Genomic DNA, 15,550 nt, shown 5'->3' with positions numbered 1-15,550 from the left:
AGCGGTCATTCTCAGGCGCGTTGTTGATGGATAAAAGCCGCGAGCGTGGCAACGGAATAGAAGTGCTGACGCATCTCGTCACTTTCGGCAGAAAGCACTACGCCGTACTGATTTTTTACCGCCAGCCCCAGCTCAAGGGCGTCGATTGAGTCCAGACCGAGGCCGTCGCCAAAGAGCGCGGCGTCTGTATCAATATCCTCTGGGGTAAGTTCTTCCAGATTCAGCGTAGAGATAATGAGATTCTTAATTTCAAGATAGAGCGCTTGCATCTTTCGTTCCTGACAAAGATTGAAGACCGGTTGTTAACTGATGCTGCATATGCCGGTTTAAATGCCTTGCTGCCAGCGCGGGTTCGTGCTGACTCGCATCATAAAAATCATGAATGTTGATGCGTTCGCGAACATCCACGGTGAAAACAGGTTTGTTGGGGGGCACGTTATACCAGCTGCTCTGTTTATCCAGCATCCGTTCGCTACAGTGGATCACCACCACGCGCACGGCGCTGTTGCAGCGAACGGCGATATTCGCCGCCCCACGTTGCAGGGTCATGGCTTCCCCCACCCGGGTGCGGGTGCCTTCAGGGAAGATAAGCAGGGTATCGCCCTGGGCCAGACGCTGCTGGCTTGCGGCAAGCAGCGTGTCGGCTTCGCTGTTAATCAGATAGTCAGCCGCGCGGATCACGCCGCTGACGAACGGGTTACGAAGCAACGCGCTTTTCACCAGACAGTCGGTTTCGTTCATCACCGACGCCAGCAGAACGTAGTCCAGCAGCGAGGGATGATTCGCAATCACCAGACAGCCCCGCTCGGCGCGCAGAACGTCCAGGTTGTTGAAACGGTAATCCAGTACCCCTGCACCGCGTACCACCGCGAGGAACAGGCGAAAACTGGCAGAAATAGTGCGGCGTGCCAGGCGGCGACGTTGAGTGCGGTCGCGCTGGAAAATCAGCAGCAGGTTAAACCACACCAGCGACAGCGTCAGCCCGCCGAGGCCGAACAGGACGAAGCACAATCCGGTCATCAGCATCCGCCATATCCGATCGAGGCGGGAACGTAACCCTCTCATTGGCGCGTCCATTGCCACAGCAGGCGCTCGCCCGGCAGGGTAAACTGGCGCTCGTCCCGCAGGTAATGGCGCAGGAACTGGAGGCTTTGCGGCAGCGCGGGCTCTTCAGGCGTGCGGTTGATGTGCGTTTCACAGCTGAGCGTATTTCCCGCCTCAATCACCAGCGCCAGCGCGTAGGGCCAGACGGGCATCTGCGGCGGCAGCCCGGCGTGATAAAAATCAGGCAGCAGACCGTCGAAATCCACCAGCAACACGCGGGAGTAGCCCGCATGCAGCAGGCTCAGCACGTCGCACAAGCTCTGCTGGAAGGTATCCATACCGGCGGAAACCGACGAAGAGACAACAGGCTGACGCGCGGCGATAGTGAGATTGCCGACCGCCGAGTTGTGTACCGACATGGCAAAATCGGTGGGGGAAACGGGCTGTTCTGCCGCCAGGGCCTGGAGAATACGGAAATTGCGCTCCAGCTCCCCATGACGGCTGCTGTAGACGACGGCATCGATGCGGTGTTTGCGCAGCATCATCAGGCCAAGATCGACGGCCAGCCTGCTGCCTGAATTCAGGCGGCGGGCGGTCATCATCGGCAGATCGGTCAGTTTCGCCAGCGGTGCAGCGGGATCGATGGCGTCAGACCGGCGTGACCATGCCTGCCATTCGTCGGCATCGCTGAGTCCTGGCGCTCTTGCCTGCCAGTCGATAAGGGTAAGTGTAAATTTCATCTACGCGCGTCCGCGATAAACCTGTTTCTGTGACTTTTTCTTCGCCAGCGCGATTTGCTGCGCACATCGTACAATGTTGTCGTCGCGCTGGCGAATAAACGTCACTTTTGACCCTTTCCACCCGGTTATCCCGGCAAACGGCTTTTTGGCCGACCCGGACCCAGAAGAATGGCGAGTTTACTGCCTCCTTTCGTGGTTTCCATCCAGATTTTACAGACGCTGGTGAGCGGCACGGAGAGCAGCATGCCCACCGGACCCAGCAGCCATCCCCAGATCAGTAACGATAAAAACACCACCATCGTCGACATGCCCAGACGGTGGCCCATCATGCGCGGCTCGAGAATGTTACCCAGCACCATATGCACGACAAGGAACAGCGCCCCTACCAGCATGCACTCATAAAAACCGTTAAACAGGAACGCCTGGATCATCGGCGGAACGGCGGAAAGCACCGCGCCGATATTGGGTACGTAGTTCAGTAAAAACGCCAGCACGCCCCACATCAGCGCGAACTGCACGTCCAGCAGTACCAGCCCCAGCCAGACGATCACGCCGGTCCACAGGCTTAACAGCGTTTTCAGCGCCAGATACTTGGATACGCCCTTCAGCGCGCGGTGCAAGCCGGCAATGTGGATCTGAGGATTGTTCAGGGCAAAACGCAGTTTATACGGCACGTGGCGCACTTCGAACAGCATAAACACCACCGTCATCACCAGCAACAGAATGCTGGCCATTGCCCCGGAAAGCCCGGTCATCAACGTGGTGGCGTAGGTCATCACCTTCTCGGAATCCATCCGACGCAGCATCCGTTCCGGTGAGATATGCAGATTCACGAACGGCAACGTGCGCTGAAGATCGACCAGCTTGCGCGTCAGCTCTTTATTGTACTGCGGCAGCATGGTGGAAAATTCACTCAGCGAGGCGGCGAGCACGCCGAACAGCGCCGTCAGGACAACCAGCATCACCATCACCACGATGGTAATCGCGACCGGGCGGCTGATGCCCCGGCGTAAAAACCATGTCACTAGTGGGTTGAGCACAATGGCGAAAAACAGCGCCAGCAGAAGCTGAACAATGATATCCGCCGCCGCGTGGATACCCGCAAGGATAACCACCAGACAGGCAAGTTTTAATAAAATATGAAGTCCGGCTTTGTCGGGCGGGCTGGCAGTCATAAGAATTCCTTTTTCCGGGGGGCGTGTTAATTGTAGTGCGCCGGATGGGCTTCGTCTGGCGTGTTAGTCTGAAAGTCGTGGCAAAAAAATGGCCCCCGGCGCAAGCGACGGAGGCCACGGCATCCTGGTGAACGATTACTGGATCACAAGGGTGTTAATGATGTTTTCAGCGGCGGTCTGCGCTTTCTGCTGATTGTCTGCCGGCAAGGTGATCTGCATGGTCAGCAGTTTATTGTCCACCTTGCCGAGCACCACGGAGGAGTACGCGGTCTGGCCTTTGGCAGAGATGATGCTGTCCAGCTGTTGCAGCGTGTGGCCTTTCAGTTCAACAGACTTGTTGGTGACCACCTGAAGCTGCGGGTCGCGGCTGCGCTGCTGATCTTCCAGGCGTTTGGCCAGCACGCCCAGATCTTCGCTGGTATCGTCACCGACGATCACAATCACCGCTTTTTGGCCGGTGGCATCGGAATAGACGTGCATATTGTTCGCCTGGGTGCCCAGCTTACCGCTCTGGTCGGTCATGTCCGCAGGCAGAGAGAAACTGAGTTTGCCATCCATCAGGCTCACCGGCTGACCGGTGGCGTTGCTTTCTGCTGACGCGCCCTGAGCAGGCGTTTTGGTGTCGCTGTTATCACAGGCTGCAAGGCCAACAACCAGCAGGCCAATCCCGACATATTTAACCAGATTGCGCATTGACTTCTTCCTTTCGATAAACGGCCATAACGGCTCATTCGTTCATCTTATCACAACTGATAAAGCGAACCCTTAACCTGCCTGCAATGCGGAGATTTCAGATTTATCTGCCAGCCTTTTCAGCAGCATATTCAACAGTACGCCGTACATCGGCAGGAAGAAAACCAGGCTGATAAGCACCTTAAAGGCGTAGTCCACCAGAGCAATTTCCATCCAGTGTTCTGCCATGAAGGCGTCCGGGCTGCGCCAGAAGGCGATGAAGAAGAAGGCCAGCGTATCGCTCACGTTACCGAACAGCGTGGAGGCCGTTGGTGCCATCCACCAGCGATGGTTTTGACGCAGACGGTTAAACACGTGGACATCGAGGATCTGCCCCAGGGCATAAGCCATAAAGCTGGCGGTGGCAATACGCGCGACGAACAGGTTGAAGTGCGTCAGCGCTTCGAAGCCCTGCCAACTGCCCATGTAAAACAGCGAGGAGATGGCGTAGGAGACAAACAGTGCCGGGATCATCACCGCAAAAATAATCCGCCGCGCCAGCGGTGCGCCAAAAATACGCACGGTTAAATCCGTCGCGAGGAAAATAAACGGGAAACTGAACGCGCCCCAGGTGGTATGGAAACCAAAGATGGAGATCGGGAGCTGTACCAGATAGTTACTGGAGATGATCACCAGCAGATGAAATAGCGAAAGCCAGAACAACGCCTTGACGCGTTGCGATTGTGTAAAGGAGTTCATATTGTACCTTTTTGATTAATATTTGGGGTGAGGGAACCCAATAAAGCCGCCGCATGATACTGCTTTGACGACACTTTGCAATGGCTAATTTTCACGCAATCGTTAACCTGGTTTGCATTGGCGATAGCGGGGCGTAAACTACAGCCGTTTTTACCTGAACGAGAAGAAAATGACCGACCTGTTTTCCAGCCCAGACCACACGCTTGATGCTCAGGGCCTTCGTTGCCCGGAGCCGGTAATGATGGTGCGTAAAACCGTCCGTAACATGCAGAGTGGCGAAACGCTGCTGATCGTCGCCGATGACCCGGCTACCACCCGTGATATCCCCGGCTTTTGTACCTTTATGGAACATGAACTGGTGGCGCAGCAAACCGAGACCTTGCCGTACCGGTATTTGATTCGTAAGGGGTAAGTGCGGCCTGACGCCCGGCGGCGCTTCGCTTGCACGGGCCTACGGGTGTAGTAGGTCGGGTAAGGCGCAGCCGCCACCCGACAAGTACTCATCACAATTTCGAACCATCGTTTCAAAATTTCGCGCTTTTGTGAGGCGCTTCACCCTCCCTTTTCCAGCCGTAGTCTAATTTTTAAGCGTCAAAAACTAAAACACCGTTTTAACGCTTATCTCACTACCCTGGAGTTGACTCAATGAAAACGACCCTCAAGCCGTTACTGGCCGCGCTGTGCCTGTCTGCTTTTGCCTGCACCGTTTCTGCCCAGACCATCAAAGCCGCCGATGTGCATCCCGAAGGCTACCCGAACGTGGTGGCGGTTCAGCACATGGGTGAAAAACTCAAACAACAAACCGATGGCAAGCTGGAGATTAAGGTCTTCCCCGGCGGCGTGCTGGGGGATGAAAAGCAGATGATTGAGCAGGCGCAGATGGGGGCGATCGACATGATCCGCGTCTCCATGGCGCCGGTGGCTGCCATTCTGCCGGATATCGAAGTGTTTACGCTGCCCTACGTATTCCGCGATGAAGACCACATGCACAAGGTGATCGACGGGGATATCGGCAAGCAGATCGGCGACAAACTCACCGCCAACCCGAAATCGCGTCTGGTCTTCCTTGGCTGGATGGATTCCGGCACCCGTAACCTGATCACCAAAGAGCCGATCGTCAAACCGGACGATCTGAAAGGGAAGAAAATCCGCGTGCAGGGCAGCCCGGTGGCGCTGGCCACGCTGAAAGCGATGGGGGCGAACTCGGTGGCGATGGGCGTCAGCGAGGTTTACAGCGGCATGCAGACCGGGGTGATCGACGGCGCGGAGAACAACCCGCCAACCTTTATCGCCCACAACTATATGCCGGTCGCCAAAAACTACACGCTGAGCGGCCACTTCATCACCCCGGAAATGCTGCTCTATTCCAAAGTGAAATGGGACAAGCTCAGCGCTGACGAACAGCAAAAGATCCTGGTGCTGGCCCGCGAAGCGCAGTTCGAGCAGCGCAAGCTGTGGAATGCGTATAACGACCAGGCGCTGGCGAAAATGAAGGCCGGCGGGGTGCAGTTCCACGACATCGATAAAACGGTGTTTATCAAGGCGACAGAGCCGGTGCGCGCGCAGTATGGCGATAAGCATCAGGATCTGATGAAAGCCATCGCTGACGTCCAGTAAACCGGAGTACGTATGTCCGAACTCTACCTGAAGTGGATGGACCGTCTGTACCTGTTCGCCATGGCGGTGGCAGGTATTTCGCTGTTGGTGATGACGATTGTCATCCCCATCGGCATTTTTTCACGCTACGTGCTTAATCGCGGCGAATCCTGGCCGGAGCCGATCGCCATTATCTGCATGGTGACGTTTACCTTTATCGGCGCGGCGGTGAGCTACCGCGCCGGGTCGCATATTGCGGTCAACATGCTCACCGACCGCCTGCCCGCGTCGCTGCAAAGAGTGTGCGCGCGGATGGTGGATCTGCTGATGCTGCTGATTTCAGGCCTGATGTGCTGGTACAGCTACTGGCTGTGCGTCGAGCTGTGGGAGCAGCCGGTGGCGGAGTTTCCGCTTCTGACCTCCGGCGAAAGCTATCTGCCGCTACCTGTCGGGTCGGCCATTTTGATCCTGTTTGTGCTTGAACGCCTGCTGTTTGGCTCGCAGGAAAACCGTCCGGTCGTGCTGATCGGCAATCACAGTTAAGGGGTGAACAATGGATGCGTTTGTTTTGTTATTCACCCTCGCCATTTTGCTGGCGCTGGGGATGCCGGTGGCCTTCGCCGTCGGCTTAAGCGCCGTGGCGGGCGCGCTGTGGATTGACCTGCCGCTGGAGGCGCTGATGATCCAGATCACCAGCGGGGTGAATAAATTTACCCTGCTGGCGATCCCGTTCTTCATTCTTGCCGGGGCGATCATGGCGGAAGGGGGCATTGCCCGACGGCTGGTCAACTTCGCGTACGTTTTTGTCGGCTTTATTCGCGGCGGGCTGTCGCTGGTGAACATCGTGGCATCAACGTTCTTCGGCGCGATTTCCGGCTCGTCGGTGGCGGATACGGCGTCTATCGGCAGCGTGATGATCCCGGAGATGGAGAAGAAGGGCTATCCGCGCGAATACGCGGCGGCGGTGACGGCCAGCGGGTCGGTGCAGGCGATCCTGATCCCGCCCAGCCACAACTCGGTGATTTACTCCCTGGCGGCAGGGGGAACGGTCTCCATCGCCACGCTGTTTATCGCGGGCGTGCTGCCGGGCCTGCTGCTGGGCGTGAGCCTGATGGTGCTCTGCCTGTGCTTCGCCCGCAAGCGCGGCTATCCGAAAGGGGACAAAATCCCGTTCAGGCAGGCGCTGAAAATCATGCTCGATGCTCTGTGGGGGCTGATGACGGTGGTGATTATCCTCGGCGGGATTTTGTCCGGGATATTCACGGCGACCGAATCTGCCGCCGTGGCCTGCCTGTGGGCGTTCTTCGTCACCATGTTCATTTACCGCGATTACAAGTGGAATGAACTGCCGAAGCTGATGTGCCGTACGGTGAAAACCGTCACCATCGTGATGATTTTGATTGGCTTTGCCGCGGCGTTTGGCGCGGTAATGACCTACATGCAGCTGCCGATGCGCATCACCGAATTCTTCACGTCGCTCTCCGATAACAAATACGTGATCCTCATGTACCTCAATATCATGCTGCTGTTGATTGGCACGCTAATGGACATGGCGCCGATCATCCTGATCCTGACCCCGGTACTGCTGCCGGTGACCAACTCGCTGGGGATCGATCCGGTGCATTTCGGAATGATCATGATGGTGAACCTGGGGATTGGGCTGATCACGCCGCCGGTCGGGTCGGTGCTGTTCGTGGCGAGCGCGGTGAGTAAGCAGAAGATCGAGCACGTGGTGCGGGCGATGCTGCCGTTTTACGGTATGTTGCTGGTGGTGCTGGGGATGGTGACGTACATCCCGGCGATATCATTGTGGTTGCCGGGGGTGCTAGGGATGCAGTGACGCCGTTTTATGCCGGGTGACGGCTACGCCTTACCCGGCCTACGGTTACGGTTCGGAGATGTTGTAGGCCCGGTAAGGCGTAGCCGCCACCGGGCATTTTTACCGACGGCGCAACAGCCGCAACGCGTTCGCCGTAACCAGCACCGTCGCCCCCGTATCCGCCAGCACCGCCAGCCACAGGCCGGTCATGCCGAGCAGCGTGGTGACGAGGAATATCCCCTTCAGCCCCAGCGCAATCCCAATGTTCTGGCGGATGTTGGCGCGCGTCGCCCGCGCCAGGCTAATCATCTGCGCCAGCCCGGTCAGGCGGTTGTGGGTCAGCGCCGCATCCGCCGTCTCCAGCGCCACATCGGTGCCGCTGCCCATCGCAATGCCGATGGTGGAAGCCTTCATTGCCGGGGCGTCGTTTATCCCGTCCCCGACCATCGCCAGCGGGGCATGACCGTTCAGCTCGGTTACCGCGCTGACTTTATCCGCAGGCAACAATCCGGCCTTAAACTCCAGCCCCAGCTCGCCAGCAATCGCCGCCGCCGCACGCGGGTTATCACCGGTCAGGATCACGCCCTGTACCCCCAGCCTGTGCAGCGCGTCGACGGCGTCTTTCGCATCGTCACGCAGGGTGTCGCGCAGCGCCAGCATGCCCATCGGTACACCGTCCTGCATCACGGCAACGACCGTCTGCCCGGCCTGCTCTAATGTCTCAACCTGTGGATTCGCGAACGCGCCTGCCGCGGCGATCAACACTTTTTTGCCTCCGACCACAGCCTCAATCCCTGACCCGACCAGCGCTCGCTGGGCGGTTGCCGGAGGGATGTTCAGCCCGCGCCCCTTCGCTTCACGCACGATCGCCTGCGCCAGCGGGTGGGTGGAGCCCTGCTCCACGGCGGCGGCCAGCGTCAGCAGGGCGTCTTCACTGATGTCCTGCGGATACACGCCGGTCACCTGCGGCTTGCCGACGGTCAGCGTGCCGGTTTTATCGAAGGCGATGTGCTGAACCTGGCTCAGCTGTTCCAGCGCCGCGCCGCCCTTAATCAGCGCCCCGCGACGTGCCGCCGCCGCCAGCCCTGAGGTAATCGCCGCCGGGGTGGAGATCACCAGCGCACACGGACAGCCGATCAGCAGCAGCGTCAGCCCTTTGTAAATCCAGCCCTCCCACGGCGCGCCGAAGAACAGCGGCGGCACGACGGTGACCAGCAGCGCCACCAGCATGATGGCGGGGGTGTAAATCCGGCTGAAGCGATCGATAAAGCGTTCTACCGGCGCGCGGCGCTCCTCGGCTTCTTCTATCAGCCTGAGGATGCGGTCGATGGCGCTGTCGCCCGGTTCGGAAAGGACCGTCAGCAGCACCAGTCGGTCGACGCTGGTGGCGCCCGCAGGCACCTTCTCGCCTGCCGCGCGCGCTACCGGGATGGATTCCCCGGTCAGGGCGCTTTCGTCAAAGCTCGCGGTGGCGGTAATGAGGGCCCCATCGGCTGGCAGACGTCCGCCTGCTGGCACTTCAATCACGTCGCCCGGGCGCAGGGTATTGATGGCGACCGTTTCACGCTGACCATGAATAACCCGCGTGGCGGTTTCCGGCTTCAGCGCCATCAGCGCGCTCACCCCTTTACGCGCCCGGCTCGCCGCCCAGCCCTCAAGGCGTTCGCCAATTAAGAACAGCAGCAGCACCATCGCCGCTTCGGCCGTCGCGCCAATAAACAGCGCCCCGATAGCCGCCACGCTCATCAGCGTTTCGATGGCAAACCAGCTGCCGCTTCTCATCAGACGCAGCGCCTGACGCGCAATAGGGAACAGGCCAACCAGCGTGGTGGCGATAAACGCCAGGTTGCCGAACGGGTGGTTGATTTGCTCCAGCCCCCAGCTCAGGGCCATCATGATGATGAGGGTAATGAGCGGCAGATTTTCTTTTAGCGGGGACGTTTTTTCTGCGGGCGCCGTTTCGCTGCGCAGGGTATAACCCGCTTTGCTGACGGCGGCTTCAACCTGTCTGCTGACGTCGTTTTCGGCGCTGACCAGCAGCTTTTCGGTAGCGAACAGCACCTGAACGTGTTTCACACCCGGCACCTGCTTCACCGCATTTTCCACTTTGCGGGCGCAGGCCGCGCAGTCCATGCCGTTGACCACCCAGCTATAGTGATTGCCGTTTTCAGGCAGCGCTTCGGTCTGGGTTTCGCACGCGACCTCGCAGCAGCAGTCCTCTTTTGGCGGAACCGGGCTGAGCTTAAGTGCCGAGAATTGGGGAACTTTTTTAGGTATTTCTGGAGTCGACATGGCAGTCTCCGGTAATGATAATTTTCTCATTAACCGCAGCATACACTCTGGAGTCGACTCCAGAGTCAAGCGTTATTTAGATATACAGCGAACGTACAATCAGGAAGTGTCCGGCAAAGTAACAGGCGGCGGAAATCGCATTATCCGCACGGAAGCGGCGGCGATAGTGGCTGCCCAGCCAGACGATATTACCCAACAGCAACAGTGCGGCACCAAAGAACGCAGACATTGCCGGAGCGGTCGGACGGAAGAACCACAGCTCGCCCGCCAGCCACACCATCACCAGCGTCATGGCGATAAACGTACAGACCGGGAGACGCATCTCTTCCAGACGCGACCAGATCACCGCGATCAGCAGGGCGCCAATCACCAGCAGCACCAGCGGCAGCGGCCAGAAGAAGGAGAGCGTCATCTGGCTGGCAAAGTAGATGGTATAGAGCAGATGCGACAGGAAGAACGCCCCCACGGCGTACAGCAGGCGCTGGCGCGGCAGCAGGGTTAAGGCATCGCCAATCAGGGAAGCACACAGCCCCGCGAGGACAAGATAGCTAACGGCGTTAAACATCGGGGCCTGCCAGGCAAGCAACAGCAGGAGTAATAGCGTGACGGGTTTAAACAACCAGCGCTGCCAGGCTGGGCCACGGTAAGACGCATCGACGTAAAGCCATGCGGAAAAACAGACAGCGATAAATGACCAAAGCATATTAACTCCCTGTAACTGTTGAGGCTGAATGATCAGTTCCTGATCCAGTGTAGTGACGCGAGCGGGCGTTTGGCAATGCCGGGGCAGGCGAGGTATCCTGAATTCCGCATAATCTGATGGGATTTTTCAATGAGCAAGATGCCGCTGTTTTTCATTATCGTGGTGGCGATTATCGTCATTGCCGCCTCGTTTCGCTTCGTGCAGCAGCGCCGTGAGAATGCCGACAATGACGCCGCGCCGCTGATGCAAAAGCGCGTGGTGGTGACGAACAAGCGTGAGAAGCCGCTTAACGACCGCCGCTCCCGCCAGCAGCAGGTGACGCCAGCGGGCACAATGATGCGCTATGAAGCGAGCTTTAAGCCGGAAACCGGCGGGCTGGAGATGACCTTCCGCCTGGAGGCGCAGCAGTACCACCAGCTGACGGTGGGGGAGAAAGGCACGCTGAGTTACAAAGGGTCGCGGTTTGAAGGTTTTACACCTGAGCAGTAATGCCGGGCGGCACTGCGTTTGCCCGGCCTACGGGGTTACGTAGGCCCGGATCGCTGCGCGCCACCGGGCAATAGCGCACCTTACTTCTTCACCTGCGCCTTAAACTTCTTCATCCACACCAGCAGCTCAAACACGCCGAAAATAAACACCCGCAGCTGCTGCCAGCCGGTCATCGGTGGGCCATCTTTAGGCAGACCGTTTTTCAGCATCACCATCTGCAAGGCATGCATGAACGCGGTAAAAATCAGCGCCACGTTAATAAAGATATTCAGCGGACGCGGGAACGGGTGCACCAGATTCAAAATCAAAAATGCCCAGACGCACAGCATCAGCACGCGCCCTACGTTAATCAGTACTGGCATCGGATCCTCCTTGTGCCTGACGGTGATACAGACGATAAGCCACCTGGCCGGCGACCTTCTCGCGGTGTAGATCCCAGTGAACGGGAACGGGCGGCAGGCCATTTTCCACTTCGCTTTCAACGTAAATCAGCGCGTCGTCTGCCAGCCAGCCATTTTTTTCCAGCAACGATAATGTCTCTTCCAGCAGCCCTTTACGGAACGGCGGGTCAACAAACACCACGTTGAACGGCGTCCCCTGTTGGGCGAGGAAGCTCAGCGTGTTGGTATTCACCACTTTCGCGTTGGTTGCCTTCAGCGTAGCCAGATTTTGCTGCAATGTCTGCGCGACGCCGCGCTCCATCTCCAGCAGCGTGGCGCTGGCGGCATAACGCGACAGCGCTTCCAGCCCCAATGCACCGCTTCCGGCGAAGCAGTCCAGGCAGTTGGCGTCTACCATAGACGGGGCGAGCCAGTTAAACAGCGTCTCGCGAACGCGGTCCGTGGTGGGGCGTAAACCGGGGCTGTCCGGCACCGGTAATTTCCGGCCTCGCCACTGACCGCCGATAATGCGAATTTGACCGGCCGGGGCGCGGGTGGGTTTCTTCATCTCAGGAAAGCTCTGTTAACCATTGCCCTGCGATTGCGGGCGGTGATGTCAATTAAGTAAAGTGTTAGACTATTTCATCATTTTTTTAGCTTCCCTGTATATAGCGCCGCGAGGAGTGTAGTCGCAGATGGCAAAACAAAAAAAACGTGGCTTCTTTTCCTGGTTGGGTTTCGGTGAAAAAGAGCAAGAAACAGAACAGAAAACCGAAGAACAGCAGGTTGTAGAAGAGCCGTCACAGCCTGAAACGCCTGTCGAAACCGCTGCGGTTGTCGAAGCGGAAGAGCCAGCCCACAGCAAAGAAGAGATTGAATCCTTTGCCGAAGAGGTGGTTGAGGTTACTGAACAGGTTCAGGAGAGCGAAAAACCAGAGCCGGTTATCGTTGAAACCCTTAACGAAGCGCCGCAGGCCACTATCGAACACGAAGAGCTGCCGCTGCCGGAAGAGGTGAAAGCTGAAGAGGTTTCTGCCGAAGAGTGGCAGGCCGAAGCGGAAACCGTTGAAATTGTTGAGGCGGTGGAAGAAGAAGCGGCCCTTGAGCCAGAGTTGACCGACGAAGAGCTGGAAGCCCAGGCGCTGGCGGCGGAAGCGGCTGAAGAAGCGGTCATCGTCGTGCCGGTGGAAGCGCAGGCCGAAGAAGAGATCGTTCAGGAGCAAGAAAAACCGACCAAAGAAGGTTTCTTCGCGCGCCTGAAGCGCAGCCTGCTCAAAACCAAAGAAAACTTAGGTTCCGGATTTATCAGTCTGTTCCGCGGCAAAAAGATCGACGACGATCTGTTTGAGGAGCTGGAAGAGCAGCTGCTGATTGCGGACGTGGGCGTGGAAACCACCCGGAAGATCATCGCCAACCTGACCGAAGGGGCGAGCCGCAAACAGCTGCGTGACGCCGAGGCGCTGTACGGCCTGCTGAAAGACGAGATGGGTGAAATTCTCGCAAAAGTTGACGAACCGCTTAATATTGAAGGCAAAATGCCGTTTGTTATCCTGATGGTTGGCGTCAACGGCGTGGGCAAAACCACCACCATCGGCAAGCTGGCGCGCCAGTTTGAGCAGCAGGGCAAATCGGTGATGCTGGCGGCGGGCGATACCTTCCGTGCGGCAGCGGTGGAACAGCTTCAGGTGTGGGGCCAGCGCAACAATATTCCGGTTATTGCTCAGCACACCGGCGCGGATTCCGCGTCCGTGATTTTCGATGCCATCCAGGCGGCGAAGTCGCGTAACGTGGACGTGCTGATTGCGGATACCGCAGGGCGTTTGCAGAACAAATCGCACCTGATGGAAGAGCTGAAGAAAATCGTTCGCGTCATGAAGAAGCTGGACGAAGATGCACCGCATGAAATTATGCTGACTATCGACGCCAGCACCGGACAGAACGCCATCAGCCAGGCGAAACTGTTCCATGAAGCGGTAGGACTGACCGGGATCGCGCTGACCAAGCTGGACGGGACCGCGAAAGGCGGGGTGATCTTCTCCGTGGCCGACCAGTTCGGCATTCCTATCCGTTACATCGGTGTGGGCGAGCGTATTGAGGATTTACGTCCGTTTAAAGCGGACGACTTTATTGAGGCACTATTTGCCCGAGAGGACTAACAATGATTCGCTTTGAACACGTCAGCAAGGCCTATCTCGGCGGGAGACAAGCGCTACAGGGGGTGACATTCCACCTCCAGCCAGGCGAGATGGCATTCCTGACCGGCCATTCCGGCGCGGGGAAAAGTACCCTGCTCAAGCTGATCTGTGGGATCGAGCGGCCAAGCGCCGGGAAAATCTGGTTCAGCGGCCATGAAATTAGCCGTCTTAAGAACCGTGAAGTGCCGTTCCTGCGTCGTCAGATTGGCATGATTTTCCAGGATCACCACCTGCTGATGGATCGCACGGTTTTCGATAACGTCGCGATCCCGCTGATTATTGCTGGCGCCAGTTACGATGATATCCGCCGTCGCGTTTCGGCGGCGCTGGATAAGGTCGGGCTGCTGGACAAAGCGAAGAACTTCCCGATCCAGCTCTCCGGCGGTGAGCAGCAGCGCGTGGGTATCGCCCGCGCGGTAGTGAACAAGCCTGCCGTTTTGCTGGCGGATGAACCGACCGGTAACCTGGACGATGCCCTCTCTGAAGGGATCCTGCGTCTGTTTGAGGAATTTAACCGCGTGGGGGTCACGGTACTGATGGCGACGCACGACATGGGGCTGATCTCCCGCCGTTCGTACCGCATGCTGACCCTGAGCGACGGGCATTTGCACGGAGGCCACGGTGAATAAGCGTGATGCAATGAACCAGATTCGGCAGTTCAGCAACCGGTTTGACCGTTTCCGCAAGCCTCAGGGCGGCGGGGACGGCAATCGCAATGCGCCTAAGCGTGCCAAAACGGCACCGAAACCGAACTCCCGCAAAACCAACGTCTTTAACGAGCAGGTGCGGTACGCCTTCCAGGGCGCGTTGCAGGATCTGAAAAGCAAACCGCTGGCGACGTTCCTGACGGTGATGGTGATTGCCATCTCCCTGACGCTGCCCAGCGTCTGCTACATGGTTTACAAAAACGTAAACCAGGCGGCGTCCCAGTACTATCCGTCGCCGCAGATCACCGTTTATCTGGATAAAGCCCTCGACGATAACGCGGCGGCTCAGGTGGTGGGGCAGATTCAGGCCGAGCAGGGCGTGGAGAAGGTGAACTATCTTTCCCGCGATGAAGCGCTGGGTGAGTTCCGCAACTGGTCCGGATTCGGCGGCGCGCTGGATATGCTTGAAGAGAACCCGCTGCCCGCGGTGGCGGTGGTGATCCCGAAACTCGATTTCCAGGGCACGGATTCGCTCAACACCCTGCGCGACCGCATTACCCGCATTAACGGGATTGATGAAGTGCGCATGGACGACAGCTGGTTTGCCCGTCTTGCCGCCCTGACCGGGCTGGTAGGACGCGTGTCGGCGATGATCGGCGTGCTGATGGTGGCGGCGGTGTTCCTCGTCATCGGTAATAGCGTGCGCCTGAGCATCTTCGCCCGTCGCGATACCATCAACGTGCAGAAACTGATTGGCGCAACGGATGGTTTCATCCTCCGCCCGTTCCTTTACGGCGGCGCGTTATTAGGTTTTTCTGGTGCATTTCTTTCATTGATATTGTCAGAAATTTTGGTGATGCGGCTGTCGTCTGCCGTGACTGAAGTGGCGCAGGTTTTCGGAACTAAGTTTGATATCAGTGGCTTAGGGTTCGATGAGTGCCTGCTGTTGCTGCTGGTGTGCTCCATGATCGGCTGGGTGGCGGCATGGCTGGCAACGGTTCAACATTTACGCCACTTTACTCCCGACTAATAAAAGCGT

General features: G+C 57.9%; 18 protein-coding genes. 8 read left to right on the top strand and 10 right to left on the bottom strand.

The window, feature by feature from the left end; translation table 11 throughout:
* Window positions 1–11: 11 nt before the first annotated feature.
* The 6 genes from L379_RS01655 to L379_RS01680 all read right to left on the bottom strand — a co-directional run bounded on the left by L379_RS01655 (window position 12) and on the right by L379_RS01680 (window position 4,390).
* A complete protein-coding gene (locus L379_RS01655) occupies window positions 12–269 on the bottom strand; it encodes a phosphopantetheine-binding protein (RefSeq protein ID WP_003861263.1) in 258 nt (85 codons plus the stop codon).
* Complete coding sequence (locus L379_RS01660; RefSeq protein WP_032655404.1) at window positions 250–1,065, bottom strand: lysophospholipid acyltransferase family protein; 816 nt, start codon at window positions 1,063–1,065, stop codon at window positions 250–252. Before L379_RS01660 ends, L379_RS01655 begins: the two co-directional genes overlap by 20 nt.
* Window positions 1,062–1,784, bottom strand: a complete 723-nt coding sequence (locus L379_RS01665; RefSeq protein WP_032655402.1) for a beta-ketoacyl synthase chain length factor — start codon at window positions 1,782–1,784, stop codon at window positions 1,062–1,064. Before L379_RS01665 ends, L379_RS01660 begins: the two co-directional genes overlap by 4 nt.
* A 125-nt stretch (window positions 1,785–1,909) precedes the next feature.
* Window positions 1,910–2,959: an AI-2E family transporter gene (locus L379_RS01670; RefSeq protein ID WP_032655401.1), complete on the bottom strand. Its 1,050-nt coding sequence runs from the start codon at window positions 2,957–2,959 to the stop codon at window positions 1,910–1,912.
* A 135-nt stretch (window positions 2,960–3,094) separates the two neighbouring features.
* Window positions 3,095–3,652, bottom strand: coding sequence for a DcrB family lipoprotein (locus L379_RS01675; RefSeq protein WP_003861272.1), 558 nt, complete (start codon window positions 3,650–3,652; stop codon window positions 3,095–3,097).
* 72 nt (window positions 3,653–3,724) lie between these two features.
* Window positions 3,725–4,390: a 7-cyano-7-deazaguanine/7-aminomethyl-7-deazaguanine transporter gene (locus tag L379_RS01680; RefSeq protein WP_003861274.1), complete on the bottom strand. Its 666-nt coding sequence runs from the start codon at window positions 4,388–4,390 to the stop codon at window positions 3,725–3,727.
* Between the two features lie 169 nt (window positions 4,391–4,559).
* On the opposite strand from L379_RS01680, the gene tusA reads away from it, so the two are divergent.
* The 4 genes from tusA (at window position 4,560) to L379_RS01700 (ending at window position 7,826) form a co-directional block, all read left to right on the top strand.
* Entirely contained in the window at window positions 4,560–4,802 is a 243-nt protein-coding gene (gene tusA / locus L379_RS01685) for a sulfurtransferase TusA (protein WP_000130627.1), read from the top strand.
* A gap of 233 nt (window positions 4,803–5,035) precedes the next feature.
* Window positions 5,036–6,007: a TRAP transporter substrate-binding protein gene (locus L379_RS01690; protein ID WP_015571483.1), complete on the top strand. Its 972-nt coding sequence runs from the start codon at window positions 5,036–5,038 to the stop codon at window positions 6,005–6,007.
* Between the two features lie 12 nt (window positions 6,008–6,019).
* Window positions 6,020–6,529 carry a TRAP transporter small permease gene (locus tag L379_RS01695; RefSeq protein WP_015571482.1) on the top strand — a complete coding sequence of 170 codons (510 nt, stop codon included), beginning with the start codon at window positions 6,020–6,022 and terminating at the stop codon, window positions 6,527–6,529.
* 10 nt (window positions 6,530–6,539) lie between these two features.
* Entirely contained in the window at window positions 6,540–7,826 is a 1,287-nt protein-coding gene (locus L379_RS01700; RefSeq protein WP_015571481.1) for a TRAP transporter large permease, read from the top strand.
* Between the two features lie 99 nt (window positions 7,827–7,925).
* On the opposite strand, the gene zntA is transcribed toward L379_RS01700, so the two are convergent.
* The gene (gene zntA / locus L379_RS01705) at window positions 7,926–10,097 is read right to left on the bottom strand and encodes a Zn(II)/Cd(II)/Pb(II) translocating P-type ATPase ZntA (protein WP_032655397.1); all 2,172 of its coding nucleotides are present in this window, start codon (window positions 10,095–10,097) and stop codon (window positions 7,926–7,928) included.
* A gap of 76 nt (window positions 10,098–10,173) precedes the next feature.
* Window positions 10,174–10,800, bottom strand: a complete 627-nt coding sequence (locus L379_RS01710; protein WP_003861515.1) for a lysoplasmalogenase — start codon at window positions 10,798–10,800, stop codon at window positions 10,174–10,176.
* 129 nt (window positions 10,801–10,929) lie between these two features.
* Between L379_RS01710 and L379_RS01715 the strand changes: the two genes are divergently transcribed.
* On the top strand, window positions 10,930–11,289 hold the full coding sequence (locus L379_RS01715; protein WP_032655394.1) for a DUF2500 domain-containing protein: 360 nt from the start codon (window positions 10,930–10,932) through the stop codon (window positions 11,287–11,289).
* Between the two features lie 80 nt (window positions 11,290–11,369).
* Here the strand turns inward: L379_RS01715 and L379_RS01720 are convergent, their stop codons facing one another.
* Window positions 11,370–11,651, bottom strand: coding sequence for a DUF1145 family protein (locus L379_RS01720; protein WP_017384124.1), 282 nt, complete (start codon window positions 11,649–11,651; stop codon window positions 11,370–11,372).
* On the bottom strand, window positions 11,635–12,237 hold the full coding sequence (gene rsmD, locus L379_RS01725; protein ID WP_015571477.1) for a 16S rRNA (guanine(966)-N(2))-methyltransferase: 603 nt from the start codon (window positions 12,235–12,237) through the stop codon (window positions 11,635–11,637). The genes L379_RS01720 and rsmD overlap by 17 nt, the downstream gene beginning before the upstream one ends.
* Window positions 12,238–12,364: 127 nt before the next feature.
* On the opposite strand from rsmD, the gene ftsY reads away from it, so the two are divergent.
* Genes ftsY through ftsX form a run of 3 tightly spaced genes read left to right on the top strand, consistent with a single transcriptional unit; the run spans window position 12,365 to window position 15,541 of the window.
* Entirely contained in the window at window positions 12,365–13,825 is a 1,461-nt protein-coding gene (gene ftsY / locus L379_RS01730; protein WP_015571476.1) for a signal recognition particle-docking protein FtsY, read from the top strand.
* Between the two features lie 2 nt (window positions 13,826–13,827).
* Window positions 13,828–14,493, top strand: coding sequence for a cell division ATP-binding protein FtsE (gene ftsE, locus L379_RS01735; RefSeq protein ID WP_006812284.1), 666 nt, complete (start codon window positions 13,828–13,830; stop codon window positions 14,491–14,493).
* On the top strand, window positions 14,486–15,541 hold the full coding sequence (gene ftsX, locus L379_RS01740) for a permease-like cell division protein FtsX (protein WP_032655391.1): 1,056 nt from the start codon (window positions 14,486–14,488) through the stop codon (window positions 15,539–15,541). The genes ftsE and ftsX overlap by 8 nt, the downstream gene beginning before the upstream one ends.
* Window positions 15,542–15,550 lie beyond the last annotated feature (9 nt).

The sequence above is a fragment of the Enterobacter sp. MGH 33 genome (assembly GCF_000534535.1).
Lineage (GTDB): Bacteria > Pseudomonadota > Gammaproteobacteria > Enterobacterales > Enterobacteriaceae > Enterobacter > Enterobacter hormaechei_C.
The sequence above is the reverse complement of the archived record's forward strand: the minus strand, read 5'-3'. Positions and strand labels throughout refer to the sequence as shown.

Bases quoted from the DNA above. Each gene is read 5' to 3' on its own strand.
- L379_RS01655 (WP_003861263.1), bottom strand. From the start codon at position 269: ATGCAAGCGCTCTATCTTGAAATTAAGAATCTCATTATCTCTACGCTG.
- L379_RS01660 (WP_032655404.1), bottom strand. From the start codon at position 1,065: ATGAGAGGGTTACGTTCCCGCCTCGATCGGATATGGCGGATGCTGATG.
- L379_RS01665 (WP_032655402.1), bottom strand. From the start codon at position 1,784: ATGAAATTTACACTTACCCTTATCGACTGGCAGGCAAGAGCGCCAGGA.
- L379_RS01670 (WP_032655401.1), bottom strand. From the start codon at position 2,959: ATGACTGCCAGCCCGCCCGACAAAGCCGGACTTCATATTTTATTAAAA.
- L379_RS01675 (WP_003861272.1), bottom strand. From the start codon at position 3,652: ATGCGCAATCTGGTTAAATATGTCGGGATTGGCCTGCTGGTTGTTGGC.
- L379_RS01680 (WP_003861274.1), bottom strand. From the start codon at position 4,390: ATGAACTCCTTTACACAATCGCAACGCGTCAAGGCGTTGTTCTGGCTT.
- tusA (WP_000130627.1), top strand. From the start codon at position 4,560: ATGACCGACCTGTTTTCCAGCCCAGACCACACGCTTGATGCTCAGGGC.
- L379_RS01690 (WP_015571483.1), top strand. From the start codon at position 5,036: ATGAAAACGACCCTCAAGCCGTTACTGGCCGCGCTGTGCCTGTCTGCT.
- L379_RS01695 (WP_015571482.1), top strand. From the start codon at position 6,020: ATGTCCGAACTCTACCTGAAGTGGATGGACCGTCTGTACCTGTTCGCC.
- L379_RS01700 (WP_015571481.1), top strand. From the start codon at position 6,540: ATGGATGCGTTTGTTTTGTTATTCACCCTCGCCATTTTGCTGGCGCTG.
- zntA (WP_032655397.1), bottom strand. From the start codon at position 10,097: ATGTCGACTCCAGAAATACCTAAAAAAGTTCCCCAATTCTCGGCACTT.
- L379_RS01710 (WP_003861515.1), bottom strand. From the start codon at position 10,800: ATGCTTTGGTCATTTATCGCTGTCTGTTTTTCCGCATGGCTTTACGTC.
- L379_RS01715 (WP_032655394.1), top strand. From the start codon at position 10,930: ATGAGCAAGATGCCGCTGTTTTTCATTATCGTGGTGGCGATTATCGTC.
- L379_RS01720 (WP_017384124.1), bottom strand. From the start codon at position 11,651: ATGCCAGTACTGATTAACGTAGGGCGCGTGCTGATGCTGTGCGTCTGG.
- rsmD (WP_015571477.1), bottom strand. From the start codon at position 12,237: ATGAAGAAACCCACCCGCGCCCCGGCCGGTCAAATTCGCATTATCGGC.
- ftsY (WP_015571476.1), top strand. From the start codon at position 12,365: ATGGCAAAACAAAAAAAACGTGGCTTCTTTTCCTGGTTGGGTTTCGGT.
- ftsE (WP_006812284.1), top strand. From the start codon at position 13,828: ATGATTCGCTTTGAACACGTCAGCAAGGCCTATCTCGGCGGGAGACAA.